Source organism: Corallococcus terminator (assembly GCF_049194865.1).
Lineage (GTDB): Bacteria > Myxococcota > Myxococcia > Myxococcales > Myxococcaceae > Myxococcus > Myxococcus terminator_A.
In genome coordinates this window covers 212,052-229,250 of record NZ_JBLZWL010000136.1, presented here as the reverse complement: position 1 = coordinate 229,250, position 17,199 = coordinate 212,052, and the positions used below count along the sequence as shown (strand labels likewise).

Below are 17,199 nucleotides of genomic sequence, written 5' to 3'. Positions count from 1 at the left end.
TTCATGAAACTCCGTGCGCTGCTGACCGCCACCGTTCTCACCGCCGCTGCTCCCGTGCTGGCCCAGGCCCCCGCGGCCCCGACGCCGCCGCCCGAGAGCGCGCAGGCCGCCACTCCCCCCGCCGCCCCCCCCGCGAAGAAGATGCTCCCGCCGGGCGAGATGGCGAAGGCCCCGGTGAAGGACGCGCAGGGCAAGGACGTGGGCGAGGTCACCTTCGAGCAGACCAAGCAGGGCGTGGTCATCAAGGGCGCGCTGCATGACCTGCCGCCCGGTCAGCACGCCTTCCACATCCACGAGACGGGCAAGTGCGAGGCGCCGGAGTTCAAGACGGCGGGCGGCCACTTCAACCCGTCGAAGAAGGCCCACGGGATGATGTCGCCCAAGGGCAAGCACGTGGGTGACCTGCCCAACCTCTACGTGGGCCAGGACGGCAAGGTGCAGTTCGACACGTTCGCCCAGAACGGGCTCACCCTGAAGTCACTCTTCGACAAGGACGGCTCCGCCATCGTCGTCCACACCAAGGAAGACGACTACCAGACCGACCCCACGGGCGACGCCGGTGGCCGCATCGCGTGCGGCGTGGTGGAGAAGCAGCAGCCGTAAGCGCCGTTCTTGTGAGCGCCCCGCCTGGCATCACGGCCAGGCGGGCAGCGCCCGAGACGCTCGACGTCAGTGCACCGGCCGCGCGACAGCGCTCGGGGCTTCCTTCACGGGCGTGAAGCGCAGGTCCTGGAAGTCGAAGCTGAAGTCGGTGAGCGGCGAGACGGGCTGCATGCGCAGCTCCCCTACCGTGCCGTCCGGCTTCAGCGAGAAGGACACGAAGGCGTCCGCGTTGAGCGAGCGGTCCTTCCAGCGCGCGACGAAGGTGTCGTATTGCCAGTGCTCCAACTCGCCGACGAGGCCCGGCGTCCGGCTGAAGCGCAGCACCAGCTTCTGGGCATCGCTCGTCAGCGTCACGTCGCCGTACCACGGGTCACGGAACGTTCCGGCGTATGCGTCGAGCGGGAGCGACGGCTTGCTCTCCGCGTTGCGGCTGCCGCGCAGGCCGGCCACCTGGGCCTCCGCCTTGGCGCGCTTCGCGTCGTCATCCGCCTTGAACGCGGCCACCCAGTCCGTGGCGGGCCCGCCCATGAACGCGTCCAGCACCGTCCACACCGGGGCCTCGATGGCGCCGCGCTCCTCCTGGTTCGTGAGCACCACGACACCCAGGCCCAGCTCCGGCACCAGCAGCACCCGCGAGTAATAGCCGGGCAGCGCGCCCCCGTGGCCCACCAGCTTGTGGCCCCGGTAGTCGCGCAGCGACCAGCCCAGCGCGTACGCGGCGAAGTTCGCGCGCAGCCCGGCGAGCGGCTTGGAGGGCTCGGTGACGGCCATCACCGTCTGCGCCGCCCACATCTCCTTCGACTGCGCCTCGCTGAACAGCCGCTTCTTGCCGTCAGTGCCCGGAATCACACCCTGTGCCAACTGCGTCAGCATCCACTTGGACAAGTCGTTGACGCTGGAGTTGATGGCCGCCGCGGGCGCGTTGTTCTCGAAGCCCATGGGCGAGATGGCCTTGAGCACGCCGTCCGCCTTCGCGTGCGGCGTGGCGACGTTGCCGCTCACGCGCAGGGCCTTGAAGAGCGTGCTGCTGTCGCGCATGCCCACCGGCACGAAGATGCGCTCGCGCACGAAGTCGCGCCAGTGACGGCCGCTCACTTTCTCGATGACCTTGCCCGCCACGAGGTAGAGGATGTTGTCGTACGCGTAGCGGCTGCGGAAGCTCGTCGCCGGGGGGATGTGGCGCAGCTTTGAGACAATCTCGTCCTCGGTGAAGGTGGACTGGGGAAAGTACAGGAGGTCTCCGGCGCCCAGCCCCAGCCCGCTGCGGTGCACGAGCAAGTCCCGAATCGTCAGCTCGCGCGTGACGTAGGGGTCATGCATCTGGAACGACGGCAGATGGTCCACCACGCGGTCGTCCCACTGGAGCTTGCCCTCCTCGACGAGCATCGCCAGCGCCGCCGCCGTGAAGGCCTTGCTGTTGGACGCGATGCCGAACAGCGTGTCCGCCGTCACGGGCGTCTTGTCCCCGAGCCTGCGCACGCCATAGCCCTTGGACAGCACCACCTTGCCGTCCTTCACCACGGCCACGGCGATGCCCGGCACATCAAAGGTCGTCATCGCCTTCTCGATGGTGGCGTCGAAATCGGCGGGCAGTGATTGCGCGAAGACCGGGGACAGCGGCAGGACGACGAGGAGAAGCGCGAGGACGTGACGCACGGGGGCTCCAGGCTCCAGGAAGGGACTTGGGGAGCCCCCTCTCTATCGCACCTGGCGAACGCGCCCCAGCAGCCCCTATTCCGTGCCCTCGGGCACGCCCGGGCGCTCAGACGTAGCCGAAGCGGCGCCGCGCGAACCACTCCGCGCCGAGCAGGCCGATGAGCGCGACGAGGTAGTACCAGCGGTCCCACAGCGGCTGGTCCTTCGCGCGCCCGACTTCCACGACGGGCGGGTCCAACAGCGGCATGTCCGGCAGCCCGTCCTGGGGCAGCTTGTACGCCTTGCCGCCCGTCACCTTGGCGATCTGCTCCATCAGCTCCGACCGCACGGACGCGTCCGACAGCTCCGGCCCCACGGCGCGCACCGCCACCGCGTCCTCGCCCTTGCCCAGGTCCGTCTCGCCCTTCTTCGCCGTCGCGAGCAGCTTGTACGGCCCCGGGTCCGGCGGCGCGAACTCCAGCCGCACCACGCCGTCCGGCCCCGTGGCGCCCGTCTGCACCGCCACCGGCTTCTGCGTCGCCACCGAGAACAGCTCCACGCGCACCTGCGCGTCCTGCGCCGGCTGGTAGTCCGCGCTGCGCGCCTGCACCACCACGGCCACCGGGCGCCCCGGCTCCACCGATGGCGGGTCCGCCGTCACCTTCAACGTCGTCAGGTCCGGGTCTCTCACCAGCCACCGCAGCGCATTGCCCCAGAAGCGGTCATACGCGCGGCTGGGCGAGCCATCCCGGTGCGCGGCGAAGGCCCAGTACCACGACGCATCCGTGGCCATCACGAGCGCCCGGCCCCGGCCGTAGTCCCAGACGGCCACGAGCGGCGCGTTCTTCCCGTTCGCCGTGAGATGCGGATGCTCCAGCAACACGGTGGCGCCAGGGCGCGCATACGTGAGGTTGGCGCCCGGAATCGGCGGCAGCTCGCCCCACGCGGCCTCGGTGCTGGAGGCGCCGGAGCCGATGGCCGTCACCGGGTGGCGCAGGCCCTCCGGCGTCAGGCGCGCGGTGAAGGGCTCCACGTTGGCGGGGCCCGCGGCGGCCACGGGCAAGGCCTCCATCAGCGTGGGCATGGTGGCGCGGCCCTCACCCAGCACGCTGTCGCCGCCAATCATCACGAAGGCGCCGCCGTTGTGGATGTAGCGCTCCAGGTTGCGCTCGTACTCGGCGATGGAGAGCGACGGGTCCGCGTGCCCGAAGTTCTGGAAGATGACGACGTCGAAGGTGTCCAGCTTCGTGTCGAAAATCTCCTCCATGGGGAATGGGATGAGGGACAGCTCGCGCTCGTTCACCACGCCCGGGTCATCCGACAGCGTGCGCAGGATGTAGAACGAGATGAGGTCCACGTTGGCGTCCTGCTTCAGCAGGCCGCGAAGGTAGCGCTCGTCCCAGGACGGCCGGCCCACCACCAGCAGCACGCGCACGCGGTCCCGGATGACCTTCAGCGTGAAGGAGCGGCTGTTGTTGTCCGCCACCGCCTCGTCCGGGAAGGTGGGCACCGTCACCGTGTAGACGAAGCGACCCGTCTGGTCCGGCGTGAAGGTGAAGGACACCGGCTTCACGTCGTCGTTGGTCTCCAGGCGCACCGTCTTGCTCGCCACCGTCTTGCCCTCCTGGCTGAGCACGACGGGGATCTCCTTGCCCCGGAAGCCGCGGCCATGAATCTCCGCCTCCACGGTGAGCGAGTTGCGCACGAAGGCGAAGTCATCCACCTTCAGTCCCTCAATCGCCAGGTCCTTCAGCGCCTCCTGGCCCACGGTGAAGGTGGAGACGGGCACGCCCAGGTCCGCCAGCGCCGCGCGCGCACGGCCCACCACGCCCGCCTTCAGCTCCGTGTTGTCCGCGCCGTCGCTGAACAGCAGCACGCCGGACAGCTTGCGAGCGCCCTGCCCCGCGCCCGCCGCCGCACGCAGCGCGGCCAGCAAGTCGGTGGAGCCCGCGCGAGGCGGCTCCTTGGCCAGCGACGCGGGCGTCACCGGCGCCAGCTCCGGGTCGAACCCGTACATCTCCACCGTGAAGCGGTCCTGCAGTCCCGCGAGCGCCGGCGCGGCCTTCTCCAGGAACGTGGCCACCTCCGCGGCGCGCGTGGGGCCTCCGGGCTCCGACGGGAAACCCATGGACGCGGAGCGGTCCACCAGCACCGCGACGCGGTTCTTCATCCGCGCCACCTGTAGATGCCGGATGCCGGGCTCCAGCAGGAAGAAGAGCGCGGCCACGCCCGCGCCCACGCGCAGCGCCCACAACAGGACGCGACGTCCACGCGAGGGCTCGCGCCGCACGCCCCAGGCGGCCAGCGCCACTCCCAAGAGCAGCCCGAGCGCGAGGAACACCAGCGCCCACGAAGGCAGGGGAGAGAGGCTGACGAGCTTCCAGGCGTTGAAGGTGGGGGAATTCATCCAGGCTCTTGGCGTACCGCCGCTGCTTCAGCGCCGCTTGTTGAGGATGAGCTGCAGGTGGACGGCGTCGTCCTTGTAGTCCAGGCAGAGGGCGTACATGCAGACGTTGATGCCCAGCCGCACCGCCAGCTCCCGCTGCGGCTCGCCGCCGGGGCTCACGTCGAACTCGTAGTCCCCGGACTCGTTGCGGCTCCAGGCCCCGGCCACGTCGTTCTGCGAGTAGAGCACCGCCGCGCGCTTGCCCAGGTTGGCCGCCATCATGTGCGGCTTGTTGAGCAGCCGGCCCGGCGCCGCGTCCAGCAGGAAGAAGGACTTGTACACCACGTGTCCGGAGGGCACCTCCGCCAGCGGGCTCTGCGGCAGCACGCGCGCCATCTCCCGACGGAAGCTGGCGTCGAAGCCGTCCCCGTCGCTGCCGTCGTTGGCGTCCGCCAGCATGAAGCCGCCGTACGTCAGGTAGCGCCGCAGGTTGGCGACCTCCGCGTCGTTGAGCGGGGGAAAACCTCCGTCCCCGCCGAAGTAGAGGAAGGGGTACTCGAAGAGGTCGGGGCTGCTCAACGCGAAGGGCCGAGCGTCCGGCACCACTTCGACGGAGGTGCGCCGCTGCAGCTCCCAGGCGATTCGCCGCAGGCCGGACAGCCGCGCGTCCCACCGGCCCCCGTGCTTCGCCACCGCGGGGATGAAGCGATTCTTCTCGCCGAACGCATGCGCACGCCCCGCCAGCAGCGGAGCAAGCGCGGCGGAGCCGAGCAGGAGATTTCGACGGGTCAGACGCCGCGCGGACATAGAGCGCATCTATATACCGTCGACGGGTGCTCGCATTCCCCGGTATAGAGCCGGCCCATGGCAAAAGGCGGACAGACGCCCGAGCAGCCCGGCTCCCCCGAGGTCCGGGCGGCCTGGGCTCGCAAGGAGGCGGGGGACGTCGCCGGAGCACGGCGCGACGCCGAGCGTCTGCTGGCGGGCACTCCCACCCCCGAGGACCGGGCCGAGGCCGAGGAGCTGCTGCGCCGCACCTCCACCCCGAAGGCCCTCTACGGCTTCGCCCTGCTCGCCGCCGCCGTCTTTGTCGTCCTGCTGCTATTGGCCTTGACCCGCTACGCTTAAGCTACGCCGTCGGCGCCCTCGCGCCCCTTCGGGGGACAACGTCGGGTGCGCCGCAATGCAAGGAGTTGGAGCCATGGAAGGCCTCCTCCAGGCCCTCAAGGCCTATCAGGAGCTCAACCCGTCGGGCTGGGTCGGCATCTACCGCCTGCTGCCCATGTGGGCGGGCATCGTCTGCTGTGTCACCGGGGTGACGCTGCTGCTGGTGGGCGGAGGCCCCCGGGTGTTCCGGGTGCTGGCCGGGCCCATCGGCGCGCTCCTGGGGCTGGTGTGGACGGGCGCCGTCACCACGAAGCTGGGCCTGCCGGACCTGGACCCGCGCGCGCCCTCCATCGTCGCGGCGGTGCTCCTGGCGCTGGGCTTCCTCTTCCCTCCCGCAATCACCTTCGTGGGCCTGGGCGTGCCGCTGGGCCTGTTGGCCGGGCAGATCGCCGGGCCGCAGGACTTCCTGCTCGGCTTCGCGCCGGGGTTCATCATCGGCGGGCTGGTGGGCGCGCTGTTGCACCGGGTGGTCAGCGCGGTGGTGGCCTCCGCGGTGGGCGGGTGGGTGCTCGTCATCGGCGCGCTGGCGGCGCTGCACCAGTTCGGCGGGCTGGTGGCCGCCGTGGCCAGCAGGCCCTGGGGCGTCATCATCGCCGCCGGACTGTTCGCCATCGCCGGCGCCGTCTATCAGCTCGCCATGCGCTCCTCGCCCGAAGAGGCGGAGAAGCAGCGCGCGGAGAAGGAGCGCCTCAAGCTCCGGCAGGCGGAGCAGCGGGCGCTCGAGAAACGTTGGGGGGTCAAGTAGACGACCTCCTCCGGGAGCCGGCCGCGCTTTACCTCCAGCGTCGTGGCGCGTACATTCCGCCGCCTTTCCCCCTCAGAAAACCCCCAAAGGATTGATGGGCCAGGTCAGGCGCAAGGAGTCGGAGAAGAAGCAGGAGTCCTCCTCGGAGCCCGCCCCCCGGCAGGAGCCTGGCGCTAGCAGCGCCTGGGTGAAGCCGGAGGGGATGTCGCGCCGAGGCTGGGCCGTGCTCGCCGCGCTGATTCTGGTCATCCAGTTCCCGCTCATCCACTACGCCCTGTTCCGCGGTGACGCGGACGTGACGGCGACAGTGCCCTACACCCAGGACTTCGCGGACCCGGGCGTGGTGAAGCGGGACTTCTTCTCAGCGGGTGGCTACTGGCGGGTGATTCAGGGCGAGCTCCTGGCGCCGGGCGTGAAGAACAACCCGCTGTGGCTCCAGGCGCCGCTGCCGGACGACGTGGCCATCGAGTTCGACGTGCGCTCGGAGCTGCCCGAGGGTGACATCCGGGTGGAGGTCTTCGGCAACGGCGTGGACCCCAGCTCCGGGTACATCCTGGTGCAGGGCGGGTTCAACAACTCCATGTCCGTGCTCGGCCGGCTCGACATGGGCGCCCCCAACCTCGACTCGCTCAAGCGCCGCGCGGCGCGCAAGGCCGGGGCCCAGGGCGACAAGGCGGACGAGGCGGCCGGTGACATCGCCACCGTGTTCAAGGACGACACCCGTGTCCGCGTGGAAGCGCGCGGCACGCCGGTGCAGGCCGGCCGCACGTACCACTGGCGCATCGAGCGCCGCGGCACGCTGTTGCGCTGGAGCATCGACGGAGAGCCCTTCCTGGAGTTCGATGACCCGCTTCCCCTCAAGGGCAAGGGGCATGACCGGCTGGGCCTGTCCGGCTTCGAGTCGCAGATCTTCTACGACAACCTGCGCGTGGACTCGCCGGACCGGCTGCCCGCCCGCGTCGCCCCCGCCGCGCCCGTGATTCCCCCTGGCCCGTACGCGGATGACTTCAACCGCGACACGCTGGGAGACGCGTGGAACGTCACCAACCCCTCCGCCACGAAGCTGGTGGACGGCGCGCTGGTGGTGGAGATGCTCCACAACCGCCCGGTGTGGCTGAAGCGGCCCATCCCCCGCGACGCGACGATTGAGTTCGACGCGTGGACGGACAGCGCGGACGGCGACATCAAAATCGAGGCGTGGGGTGACGGTCGCTCCTTCTACGCCGGAGACCTGCGCCTGCAGTACACGGCGACGGGCTACGTGTTCATCTTCGGCGGCTGGCGCAACACGCAGTCCGCCATCGCCCGCCTCAGCGAGCACACGCCAGACCGGGTGACGCGCGACGGAGCCTCCGTGGTGCCCGGCAAGCGCCACCACTTCAAGCTCACCCGGCGCGCGGGCACCCTCTCCTGGGAGCTGGACGGGCAGCCCTTCCTCACCCTCCAGGACGCCTCGCCCCTGGAAGGGCCGCGCAATCAGTACTTCGGCTTCTCCGGCTGGAAGAGCCGGGTCCACTTCGACAATTTGAAGATCGCGCCGCTCGCCCCCTAGCGGCCAAGGAAAGTCACACCGTGCGCAGAGTTGGCATCTTCGGCTGGGGCGTCGTCGCCCCCCGGTCCAGGAACATCGAGGCGTTCGAGAGGAACCTCACGTCCTCCGAGAGCTGGCTGTCCCCTTTCAACGGCTTCGGGCCGGACAACTTCCTCGTCGGCACGCCCGACTTCCAGCTGTCCGACTACAAGCCCTGGATTGACGAGCGCTTCCCGGCCAACCGCTTCTCGCAGTTGGAGCGGAAGATGGGCCAGCCGACGCAGTTCGCCATCGGCGCGTTCATCCAGTCGCTCGCGCAGAACCCCGGGCTGGAGCAGGAGCTGCAGGCCCTGGGGCCCCGCGCGCACGTCTACGTGGGCACGGGCCTGGGCGACCTGCCCACCATCCAGTCCATCTCGTTGGATTTGTACCGCGCCCAGCGCCGGTGGGACCGCTTCTGGTCCGCGCCGGAGCGCAACGCGGTGCTGCGCAAGTGGCTGGAGACGCGCGAGCCCCTGACGGGCCTGCCGCCGGAGCCGTCGTCGGTGGAAGAGGGCATCCGCGACGAGGCCGAGGACGCGTGGTGGCACTTCTGGACGGGCCACTCCACGGAGCTGCGCGAGTATCTGTCGGAGCTGCGCGAAATCGAAGCCATCGGCGTGCCGGACGGCGCCGACGTGGAGTCCGCGAAGCTGGCCGTCATCAAGGAGAAGCGCACCCGCAACGCCCGGCTGCAGAAGAAGTGGATGTCGCCGGAGCCGCCCTGGAACGCCGTCTCCTCCAACGTGCTGTGGAACATCCACAACACGCCCGCCTCGCAGATTTCGATGCTGGGGCAAATCACCGGCATGACGTTCGCGCCCGTCGCCGCGTGCTCGTCCTTCGGCTACGGGCTGAAGCTGGCCATGAACTCGCTGCAGTTGGGCGAGGCGAAGGCCGTGGTCATGGGCATGACGGACGCGGCGCCCAACCCGCTCGTCGTGGGCGGCTTCTACAACGCCCGCGTCATCTCCGCCGACGCCGCCATCTCCAAGCCCCTCACCGCGCTGCGCGGCACGCACATCGCGGGAGGCGCGGTGGTCTGGGTGCTGGGCGACTACGACTACTTCACGTCCAAGGGCTTCAAGCCGCTGGGCATGGAGCCCGTCTCCGTGGGCGTCACCGCGGACGCGGACCACATCATCACGCCGTCCAAGGAAGGCCCCACGCTGGCCATCCGCGAGGCGCTGGCCGCCGCGGGTTGCTCGGCTTCCGACGTGGGGAGCTGGGATTTGCACGCCACCGCCACGCCGGGTGACTACCTGGAGGTGCAGAACCTGCGGGACGTGCTGCCCGAGTCGGTGCTCATCACCGCGCGCAAGGGCACGTTCGGCCACGGCATGTCCGCGGGCGGCGGCTGGGAGCTGACCGCGCAGTACCTGGGCTACGGACGCGGGCAGGTGTTCCCCACCCCGCTGAAGAAGACGGAGCTCAACCAGCAGATTTCGCGCGTCCACGGCCGCTTCGTGTTCGACGAGGCCGTGGCGGCGCCCGCCGGCTGCGCGGGCAAGCTGTCCATGGGCGTGGGCGGCATCAACGCCTGCATCATCTCCCGCCCCTGGAAGAAGTAGCGCGGGCTCAGGGGTGGGCGCTCACCGCGTCCGCCTCCAGCTTCGCGGCCGAGGTCGGGTCGATTCGCTGGAGCAACAGCAGCTCCAGCTCCAAGTCCCGCGCGTAGCTCTGCTGCGTGGGCAGCATGCCGCTGGTGGTGGAGTCCAGACGGGCCTGGGCCTGCTCCTCCTGGGCGCGCTGCGAGCCGCCGGTGGCGATGCGCTGGTCCACGTTGCCCACGCCAATGGACTGGGACACCCGGTTGCCCCGCATCACCCGGAGGATGGCGCCTCCGTTGGCGAGCGTGAGGCCCTCCACCAGGAAGCGCGAGGACGAGGTGGGCCCCAGCGTGCCGCCCCCGGCGTCACGCCACTCCGTCTCCAGCACGAACTGGCCCTGCGTCTCCTTCCAGGAGTAGCCCTGCTCCTTGAGCAGCGCCTTCACCTCCGGCCAGAGGTCCGGCAGCGTCCGGGCGTAGACGTGGTCCGCGGCCTTGTCGCGCAGGTAGTTCTGCCGGAGTGAGCGAGCACAACCGGCGAGCGTCAGCAGCGCGGCGGCGACGAGGCACACGCTCGAGGCGCGGAAGAAGCGGCCCATGAACAACCCCCAGGTGGAAGCAGTGGCGAGCGGGAGCATACCGCTCCCCGCTCCCGCCGCGCGCTCCCGCCCCCGTCAGCCCTTGGGGGTGGCCACCAAATCGAAGTCGGGGATGTGTTCCCGCATGAACTCGCGCATCCGCTGGATGAGCGCCGCCTCGATTTGCCGCGCGCGCTCCCGGCTGACGCCGTACTTGTCGCCGATGTCCTGGAGCGTCAGCGGCTCGTCGGAGGTGAGCCGGTTCTCGAAGATGAAGCGCTCCTTGCCCTCCAGCGTCCGGGAGAACTCGGAGAGCTTCTCGCGGAAGAGGGCCTTGAGCTGCTCGGCGCCCAGCCGCTCGTCGGCGGGGATGGCGCCCGAGGGCAGGTAGCGGTCCGCGCGCGTGCCCCGCGAGCCCTCGTCGTCCCCGCCCAGCGGCGCGTCGATGGACAGCTCGTCATGGCCGAGCCGCTGGTCCATCTCCACCACGTCCTGCTCGGTGACGTTGAGCCGCTCCGCCAGCAGCTTGGGGCTGGCCTCGAAGCCCTGGGCCACGAGCTTGTCCTGCTCCTGGCGCAGCTTGAAGAAGAGCTTCCGCTGGGCCTCGGTCGTCCCCAGCTTCACCATCTTCCAGTTGTCCATGATGTAGCGAAGGATGTACGCCCGAATCCACCAGGCCGCGTAGCTGCTCAGCTTCACGCCCCGCTCCGGGTCGTACTTCTTCACCGCCTGCATCAACCCGATGTTCCCCTCCTGGACCAGGTCCAACAGGGAAAGCGGGTTGCGGTGGTACTCGTGGGCCAGCTTCACCACCAGCCGCAGGTTGGAGGCCACCAGCCGGTAGGCGGTGCGCACATCGCCCGTGTCGCGGTAGTGGCGCGACAGCTCCAGCTCCTCCTCGCGCGTCAGCAGGGGGTGGCGATGCACCTCCGCCATGTAGGCCTGGAGGGGGTCCCGGTTGGAGAGCGCTGCTTCGCTCGACTTGACGAGGGCCCGGGCCGGCACGGGCCTGGAGACCTCCACCTCGGGCTCCGCCTCGGCCAGCTCCGCCTCGTCCGGCTCCAAGGAATCCGGGTCTGGCGCTGTCTGGGCCCCTGGTTCCTCCACCTCCGCCTCGACGACCTCCGCCTGGGCGGGCGCGCTGCCCGCCGCCCGCTTCGCACGGGGCCGGGAAGCCGCTCCTTTGGTTCTTTTCCCTCCACTCGCCATGGGCGCTCCATACCCCAAAGTGCCGCGATTGTTGCCAGAGGGTAATGCAGGGGCTATGCCCCTGCTTGATGAGCGACATCCAAGAGCCCACCGAGCCGGGCACCCCGGCCACCGACGAAGCACCGACGCGTCCCGCCGAATACATCGCGGACATCGGCTTCGACGAAATGAATCTGTCCGAGCCCCTCCGCCGCGCGCTGGCGGAGCGCGGCTACACCCATCCCACCCCTGTCCAGGCCCGGGCGTTCCGGCCTGTGATGGAGGGCAAGGACCTGATTGTCCGCAGCAAGACTGGCACTGGCAAGACGGCCGCGTTCGGCCTGCCGTTGTTGGAGAAGATTCCCGCGGACGAGAAGCGCGTGCGCGCCCTCATCCTCTGCCCCACGCGCGAGCTGGCGATGCAGGTGGCGGACGAGCTGAGGTCCCTGGGCAAGAACAAGGGCGTGAAGGTGGCGGCCATCTACGGCGGCGCCTCCATGAAGCAGCAGGAGGACGCGTTCGAGGAGGGCACGCCCATCATCGTCGGCACGCCCGGCCGCGTGTTCGACCACATCAACCGGGGCAACCTGAAGCTGGACGGGTGCGACCACGCGGTGCTGGACGAAGCCGACGAGATGCTCAACCAGGGCTTCTACGAGGAAGTCACCCGCATCCTCGACCGTCTTCCGAAGGCCCGCCAGGTGCTGCTCTTCAGCGCCACCGTGCCCACGGACATCCAGAACCTCATCGCCCGGTACACGACGAACGCGGAGACGCTGCTGTTGTCCGGCGACGTCTTCACGGTGGAGCACATCCACCACGTCCGCTACGACGTGTCGGACGCCTTCCCCAAGCCGCGCAACCTCATCTACATCCTGGAGAAGGAGGAGCCGCCCAACGCCATCATCTTCTGCAACACGCGGGATGACACGGCGCTGGTGACGGCGGTGCTCAACCGCAACGGCTTCGACGCGGAGCTGCTCAACGGAGACCTGCCGCAGAAGGAGCGCGAGCGGGTGATGGGCAAGGTGAAGCGCGGCGAGGTGGCCTTCATGGTCGCCACGGATATCGCGGCGCGCGGCATCGACATCTCCGGCCTCGAGTACGTCATCAACTACTCGCTGCCCGAGGACCCGGCCGTGTACCTGCACCGCGTCGGCCGCACCGGCCGCATCGGCAACAAGGGCACCGCCATCAACCTCTTCTCCGGGCGCGAGCTGGCGACGTACACAGTGCTGGAGAAGAAGTACGGCATCAAGTTCGAGCGGCAGGAGATGCCCGCGCCCGAGGAGGCGATGCGTCTTTGGACGGAGCGCCACGTGCGCGAAATCCAGGAGGCCTCCGGCTCCTCCATCTTCGAGGGCTTCCTGCCCCTGGCCGCGCAGCTGAAGAACAAGCCGAACGCGGACGACCTGGTCGCCTTCCTGCTCAAGTACTTCTTCAGCCGCATGCGCATGGAGAAGGCCCAGCAGGCCCAGGAGACCGAGGGCCGCGAGCCCGTTCCCGCGCGCAAGACCGAGAGCCGGAGCGAGGGCCGTGGACGCGGGCGCGACGAGAAGCGCGAGCGGGGCGGTGAGCGTCGCGAGCGGAGTGGTGAGGACCGGCGTGAGCGGGGCGAGAAGCCCATGGCCCGCCCGGAGCACCCGGACCGCGAGCGCCGTCCGCGTCGTGACGAGCCCCGTCGGGAGCGGGACCTGGGCGCGAGCCGAGGCGCCGCGGCGCTGGAGGCGGGCCCTGGCGAGGTGAAGCTGTGGGTCAACCTGGGAACGGCGGACGGCCTGGGGCCGGGCAGCATCGCCACGGCCCTGGAAGACGCCGGCGCGCCGCTGGGGAAGATGGTGCGCGCGGAGCTGCGCCCCACCTTCGCGTACGTCTTCGTCGCGGAGGACGACTCCCCGGGGTTCGAGACGCTCAACGGCAAGCAGCACGGCACCAAGACGCTGCGCGTGGAGAAGAGCAAGCCGCGCACCGAGCGCGAGCCCGGCACCCGCCCGCCCCCGTCCCCCGACGCGGGCCCCGGCGAGGTGAAGCTGTGGACCAACCTGGGCAGCGATGACGGCATGGACGAGGCGAAGCTGCCCGCCGCGCTGGAGGCCGCGGGTGCGCCCGCCGGCAAGGTGCTCAAGGCGCTCCTGCGTCCCACCTACGGCTACGCCTACGTGTCGGAAGAGGATGCTCCGGCGTTCGAGGCGCTCAACGGCAAGCTGCACGGCGACAAGCCGCTGAAGCTGGAGCGGCACCGTCCGCGCGGCTCGCGCGAGGAGCGTCGTCCCCGCAGCGAGGCGCTGCCGGACCTGCCGGGCCAGGTGCGCCTGTGGGTGGGCCTGGGCAGGCAAGATGGCCTGGATGAGGCGGGCGTCACCGCCGCGCTCGAGGCCGCCGGCGCTCCCGCTGGCAAGGTGGTGCGGATGGACCTGCGCCCCACCTACGCGTACGTCTTCGTCACGGACGAGGACGCCGCCGGGTTCGAGACCACGCACGGCAAGCAGCACGGTGAGCGCACGCTGAAGGTCGAGCGCGCTCGCAAGAAGTAAATCAGGGGGTGCTCCCCGGGAGGCGCGTGCTTCCCGGGGGCCCGCTTCCGCTCAGGTGCCCGACTGTTGCGCGGCCTTCCTGCGTCGGGCCCGGTGGTAGTGGGCGGTGCACAGGCCTCGGGCCAGCACCGGCCGCTCGCAGGTGGGCTCACCGCAGCGCGGGGGCTCCGGCCTGTGGGGCCTCGCCGCGAGCGGGCCCGCGCTGAACATCATCTCCGCCACTTCCAGCAGCCGGTCCACGTCCTGGCGCGACAGCCGACGGGCCCGGACGAAGCCCTCCAAGCGGTGGGCGCCCGCGTCGTCCACGTCATCCAGCCGGAGCAGCTCCCACAAGGGCAGCTCCAGCGCGACGGCCACCTGGAGGAGCGTCTCGTAGCTGGGGCCGCGCTCGCCGCGCTCCAGCAGTGACGCGAAGGACACGGAGATGCCACACCGGGCGGCGAAGTCCTCCTGGGTGAGGCCCCGGCGTTCTCGAAGCGCGCGAATTCTCCGGGCCAGGCCCTGCAGGTGTCCGTTCACCGTGGAAGCATCCGCAGGGCCGGGAGACATGGCAGTTTCCTATGGTAGCGCACCCCTTCTGTTAAGGTCTTTCGCGCGGGGCGGGACCTCTTGGACCCACCGCAGCCACCAGGAGCACTGCGAAACATGAGCGCCGTCGAGGGTACCAACTACTTCTTCCGCAAGGCCGCGCGGATCATGGACGTGGGCACCCCCATCGAAACGCTGCTCGCCACGCCGCTGCGCGAGGTGAAGGTCCAGGTCTCCATCGAGATGGACTCCGGCGAGATTCGCACCTTCCTCGGGTACCGGATTCAGCACGACAACAGCCGGGGCCCCATGAAGGGCGGCCTGCGCTACCACCCGGGCCTGGACCAGGACGAGGCCGCGTCACTCGCGTCGCTGATGACGTGGAAGACGGCCGTGGTGAACGTCCCCTACGGCGGCGCCAAGGGCGGCATCGCCTGCGACCCGTCCCAGCTCAGCATCAAGGAGCTGGAGCGGCTGACGCGAAAGTTCGTCGACCAGATTCAAGACGTCATCGGCCCCACGCGTGACATCCCCGCGCCCGACATCAACACCAATCCCCAGGTGATGGCGTGGATCATGGACCAGTACTCGCGCTACCACGGCCACTCGCCCGCCGTCGTCACGGGCAAGCCGCTGGAGCTGTACGGCTCCAAGGGCCGCGAGGCGGCCACCGGGCGGGGCCTGCTGTACGTGTGCCGCGAAATCCTGCGTGACTTGGGCCTGCCGGTGAAGGGCACGCGCTTCGCGATTCAGGGCTTCGGCAACGTGGGCAGCCACACCGCGCAGCTCCTCTGGGAGGACGGTGGCGTGGTGGTGGCGGTGTCGGACGTGCTGGGCGGCGTGCGCAACCCGCAGGGCCTGGACGTCCCCTCCCTCTTCGAGCACGTCAAGCGCACCGGCACGGTGACGGGCTTCGGCGGCGGCACGGCGTGCAGCAACGAGGACGTGCTCGCGGCGGACTGCGAGGTGCTCATCCCCGCGGCGATTGGCCACGTGCTCACCCGTGACAACGCGAACGCGGTGCGCGCGCGCCTCATCATCGAAGGCGCCAACGGCCCCACCCAGCCGGAGGCGGACGAGGTCTTCGAGAAGCGCGGCATCTTCGTGGTGCCGGACGTGCTCGCCAGCTCCGGTGGCGTCACGGTGAGCTACTTCGAGTGGGTGCAGAACCTCCAGCACCTGTCCTGGGAAGAGGACCGCGTCAACGCGGAGCTGGAGAAGACGATGAAGGAGGCCTACGAGCGCGTGGCGCAGATTGCCCGCTCGAGGAAGGTCTCCATGCGGACGGCGGCCTACATCCTCGCCATCGGCCGGGTGGGCAAGGCCACCGTGCTGCGCGGCATCTGACGCGCTCGGGCGTGCCCGTCCGGGTGGCTGCCGGGCGAGCCTGCCGCATCGCGGCAACCCGGGAGGGCGGGCACCGAGGCGCCGACTGTCCCTTCCGCCCGGGGCGCGCTTCCGCTACACGCGCGCCCATGGTCACCCTCCAGGACATCCTCGCCGCGCGGGAGCGTCTGCGCGACGCCATCCGCCCCACGCCCTGCCCCGCCTCGGACTACTTCACCGAGCGGACGGAGTGCGCGGCGGTGTACTTCAAGCTGGAGAACCTCCAGCGCACGGGCGCCTTCAAGGAGCGCGGCGCGCTCAACAAGCTGCTGACGCTGACGGAGGAGGAGAAGAAGCGCGGGGTCATCGCCGCGTCCGCCGGCAACCACGCGCAGGGCCTCGCCTACCACGCGCGTCGGCTGGGGGTGAAGGCCACCATCGTCATGCCGGAGCGCACGCCGCTCATCAAGGTGTCGCGCACGCGGGATGACTATGGCGCGCGGGTGGTGCTCAAGGGCGCCAACTACGACGAGGCCTACGCGGAGGCGCTGCGAATCCAGCAGGAGGAAGGGCTCGTCTTCGTGCACCCGTTCAATGACGTGCATGTCATCGCGGGCCAGGGGACGCTGGGGTTGGAGCTCCTGGAGCAGTGGCCGGACGTGGAGGTGGTGCTGGTGCCCATTGGCGGAGGCGGGCTCATCTCCGGCGTGGCGTGCGCGCTGAAGGAGAGCAAGCCGGGCATCATCGTTGTGGGCGTGCAGACGTCGACCATCGACAGCATGAAGGCGTCCATTGAAGCGGGGAAGCTGGTGGAGCTGCCCGCGGCGGGGACCACCATCGCGGATGGCATCGCCGTGAAGAAGGTGGGGGAGCTCACCTTCCCCATGGTGCGCAAGTACGTGGACGCGGTGGTGTCGGTGGACGAGGAGGAGATCGCCGCCGCCATCCTCACGCTGCTGGAGCAGGAGAAGAGCGTGGTGGAGGGCGCGGGCGCGGTGGGCGTGGCGGCGGTGCTCAACGGCCACGTCCCGCAGGCGAAGGGCAAGCGCACCGCCATCATCCTGAGCGGCGGCAACATCGACATGAACGTCATCAGCCGCATCATCGAGCGCGGCCTGGTGAAGGCCGGTCGCCTGGTCCAGCTCGAGGTGCGGCTGCCGGACCGGCCTGGGATGCTCGCGCGGCTGACGTCGCGCATCGCGGACCTGCGAGCCAACGTGGTGGACCTCCACCACGAGCGCGCCTTCTCCAAGGCGGGGCTGGGCGAGGCCATGGTGGAAGTGACGCTGGAGACGACGGGCCCTGCCCACATCCGCGAGCTGGAGCAAGCCCTGGAGGAGCTTGGCTGGCAGGTGGCCCGCAAGTAGCGGGGGTCTTGCGCGAACGCGGC

Annotated in this window: 14 protein-coding genes; 8 read left to right on the top strand and 6 right to left on the bottom strand. The window is 69.9% G+C overall.

Annotation, left to right across the window (positions count from 1 at the left end; all coding sequences use genetic code 11):
- Positions 1–3 precede the first annotated feature (3 nt).
- Complete coding sequence (locus tag ACN469_RS40710) at positions 4–603, top strand: superoxide dismutase family protein (protein WP_498777302.1); 600 nt, start codon at positions 4–6, stop codon at positions 601–603.
- Between the two features lie 66 nt (positions 604–669).
- Here ACN469_RS40710 and ACN469_RS40705 read toward each other — a convergent pair whose 3' ends face one another.
- From ACN469_RS40705 to ACN469_RS40695, 3 genes are all read right to left on the bottom strand, one after another.
- On the bottom strand, positions 670–2,259 hold the full coding sequence (locus ACN469_RS40705) for a serine hydrolase (protein ID WP_498777296.1): 1,590 nt from the start codon (positions 2,257–2,259) through the stop codon (positions 670–672).
- A gap of 106 nt (positions 2,260–2,365) precedes the next feature.
- On the bottom strand, positions 2,366–4,645 hold the full coding sequence (locus ACN469_RS40700) for a glutamine amidotransferase (protein ID WP_498777294.1): 2,280 nt from the start codon (positions 4,643–4,645) through the stop codon (positions 2,366–2,368).
- 27 nt (positions 4,646–4,672) lie between these two features.
- Positions 4,673–5,431, bottom strand: a complete 759-nt coding sequence (locus tag ACN469_RS40695) for a DUF4159 domain-containing protein (RefSeq protein ID WP_498777293.1) — start codon at positions 5,429–5,431, stop codon at positions 4,673–4,675.
- A gap of 57 nt (positions 5,432–5,488) precedes the next feature.
- On the opposite strand from ACN469_RS40695, the gene ACN469_RS40690 reads away from it, so the two are divergent.
- From ACN469_RS40690 to ACN469_RS40675, 4 genes are all read left to right on the top strand, one after another.
- Positions 5,489–5,752 (top strand): molecular chaperone DnaJ, encoded by a 264-nt coding sequence (locus tag ACN469_RS40690; protein ID WP_498777291.1) that lies wholly within the window; start codon positions 5,489–5,491, stop codon positions 5,750–5,752.
- 73 nt (positions 5,753–5,825) lie between these two features.
- Positions 5,826–6,536 (top strand): hypothetical protein, encoded by a 711-nt coding sequence (locus ACN469_RS40685; protein ID WP_498777289.1) that lies wholly within the window; start codon positions 5,826–5,828, stop codon positions 6,534–6,536.
- A gap of 94 nt (positions 6,537–6,630) precedes the next feature.
- Positions 6,631–8,088, top strand: coding sequence for a DUF6250 domain-containing protein (locus ACN469_RS40680; protein WP_498777287.1), 1,458 nt, complete (start codon positions 6,631–6,633; stop codon positions 8,086–8,088).
- 20 nt (positions 8,089–8,108) lie between these two features.
- The gene (locus tag ACN469_RS40675) at positions 8,109–9,677 is read left to right on the top strand and encodes a beta-ketoacyl synthase N-terminal-like domain-containing protein (protein WP_498777286.1); all 1,569 of its coding nucleotides are present in this window, start codon (positions 8,109–8,111) and stop codon (positions 9,675–9,677) included.
- A gap of 7 nt (positions 9,678–9,684) precedes the next feature.
- On the opposite strand, the gene ACN469_RS40670 is transcribed toward ACN469_RS40675, so the two are convergent.
- Positions 9,685–10,293 carry a hypothetical protein gene (locus ACN469_RS40670; RefSeq protein ID WP_498777284.1) on the bottom strand — a complete coding sequence of 203 codons (609 nt, stop codon included), beginning with the start codon at positions 10,291–10,293 and terminating at the stop codon, positions 9,685–9,687.
- A gap of 36 nt (positions 10,294–10,329) precedes the next feature.
- Positions 10,330–11,442 (bottom strand): RNA polymerase factor sigma-32, encoded by a 1,113-nt coding sequence (locus ACN469_RS40665; protein ID WP_498777282.1) that lies wholly within the window; start codon positions 11,440–11,442, stop codon positions 10,330–10,332.
- A 68-nt stretch (positions 11,443–11,510) separates the two neighbouring features.
- Here ACN469_RS40665 and ACN469_RS40660 point away from each other — a divergent pair, with 68 nt between their 5' ends.
- Complete coding sequence (locus ACN469_RS40660) at positions 11,511–13,955, top strand: DEAD/DEAH box helicase (protein WP_498777280.1); 2,445 nt, start codon at positions 11,511–11,513, stop codon at positions 13,953–13,955.
- A 51-nt stretch (positions 13,956–14,006) separates the two neighbouring features.
- Here the strand turns inward: ACN469_RS40660 and ACN469_RS40655 are convergent, their stop codons facing one another.
- The gene (locus tag ACN469_RS40655; protein WP_498777278.1) at positions 14,007–14,504 is read right to left on the bottom strand and encodes a helix-turn-helix domain-containing protein; all 498 of its coding nucleotides are present in this window, start codon (positions 14,502–14,504) and stop codon (positions 14,007–14,009) included.
- A 96-nt stretch (positions 14,505–14,600) separates the two neighbouring features.
- Here ACN469_RS40655 and ACN469_RS40650 point away from each other — a divergent pair, with 96 nt between their 5' ends.
- Positions 14,601–15,830 (top strand): Glu/Leu/Phe/Val family dehydrogenase, encoded by a 1,230-nt coding sequence (locus ACN469_RS40650; protein WP_498777276.1) that lies wholly within the window; start codon positions 14,601–14,603, stop codon positions 15,828–15,830.
- Positions 15,831–15,841: 11 nt separating this feature from the next.
- Entirely contained in the window at positions 15,842–17,176 is a 1,335-nt protein-coding gene (gene ilvA / locus ACN469_RS40645; protein ID WP_498777274.1) for a threonine ammonia-lyase, read from the top strand.
- Positions 17,177–17,199 lie beyond the last annotated feature (23 nt).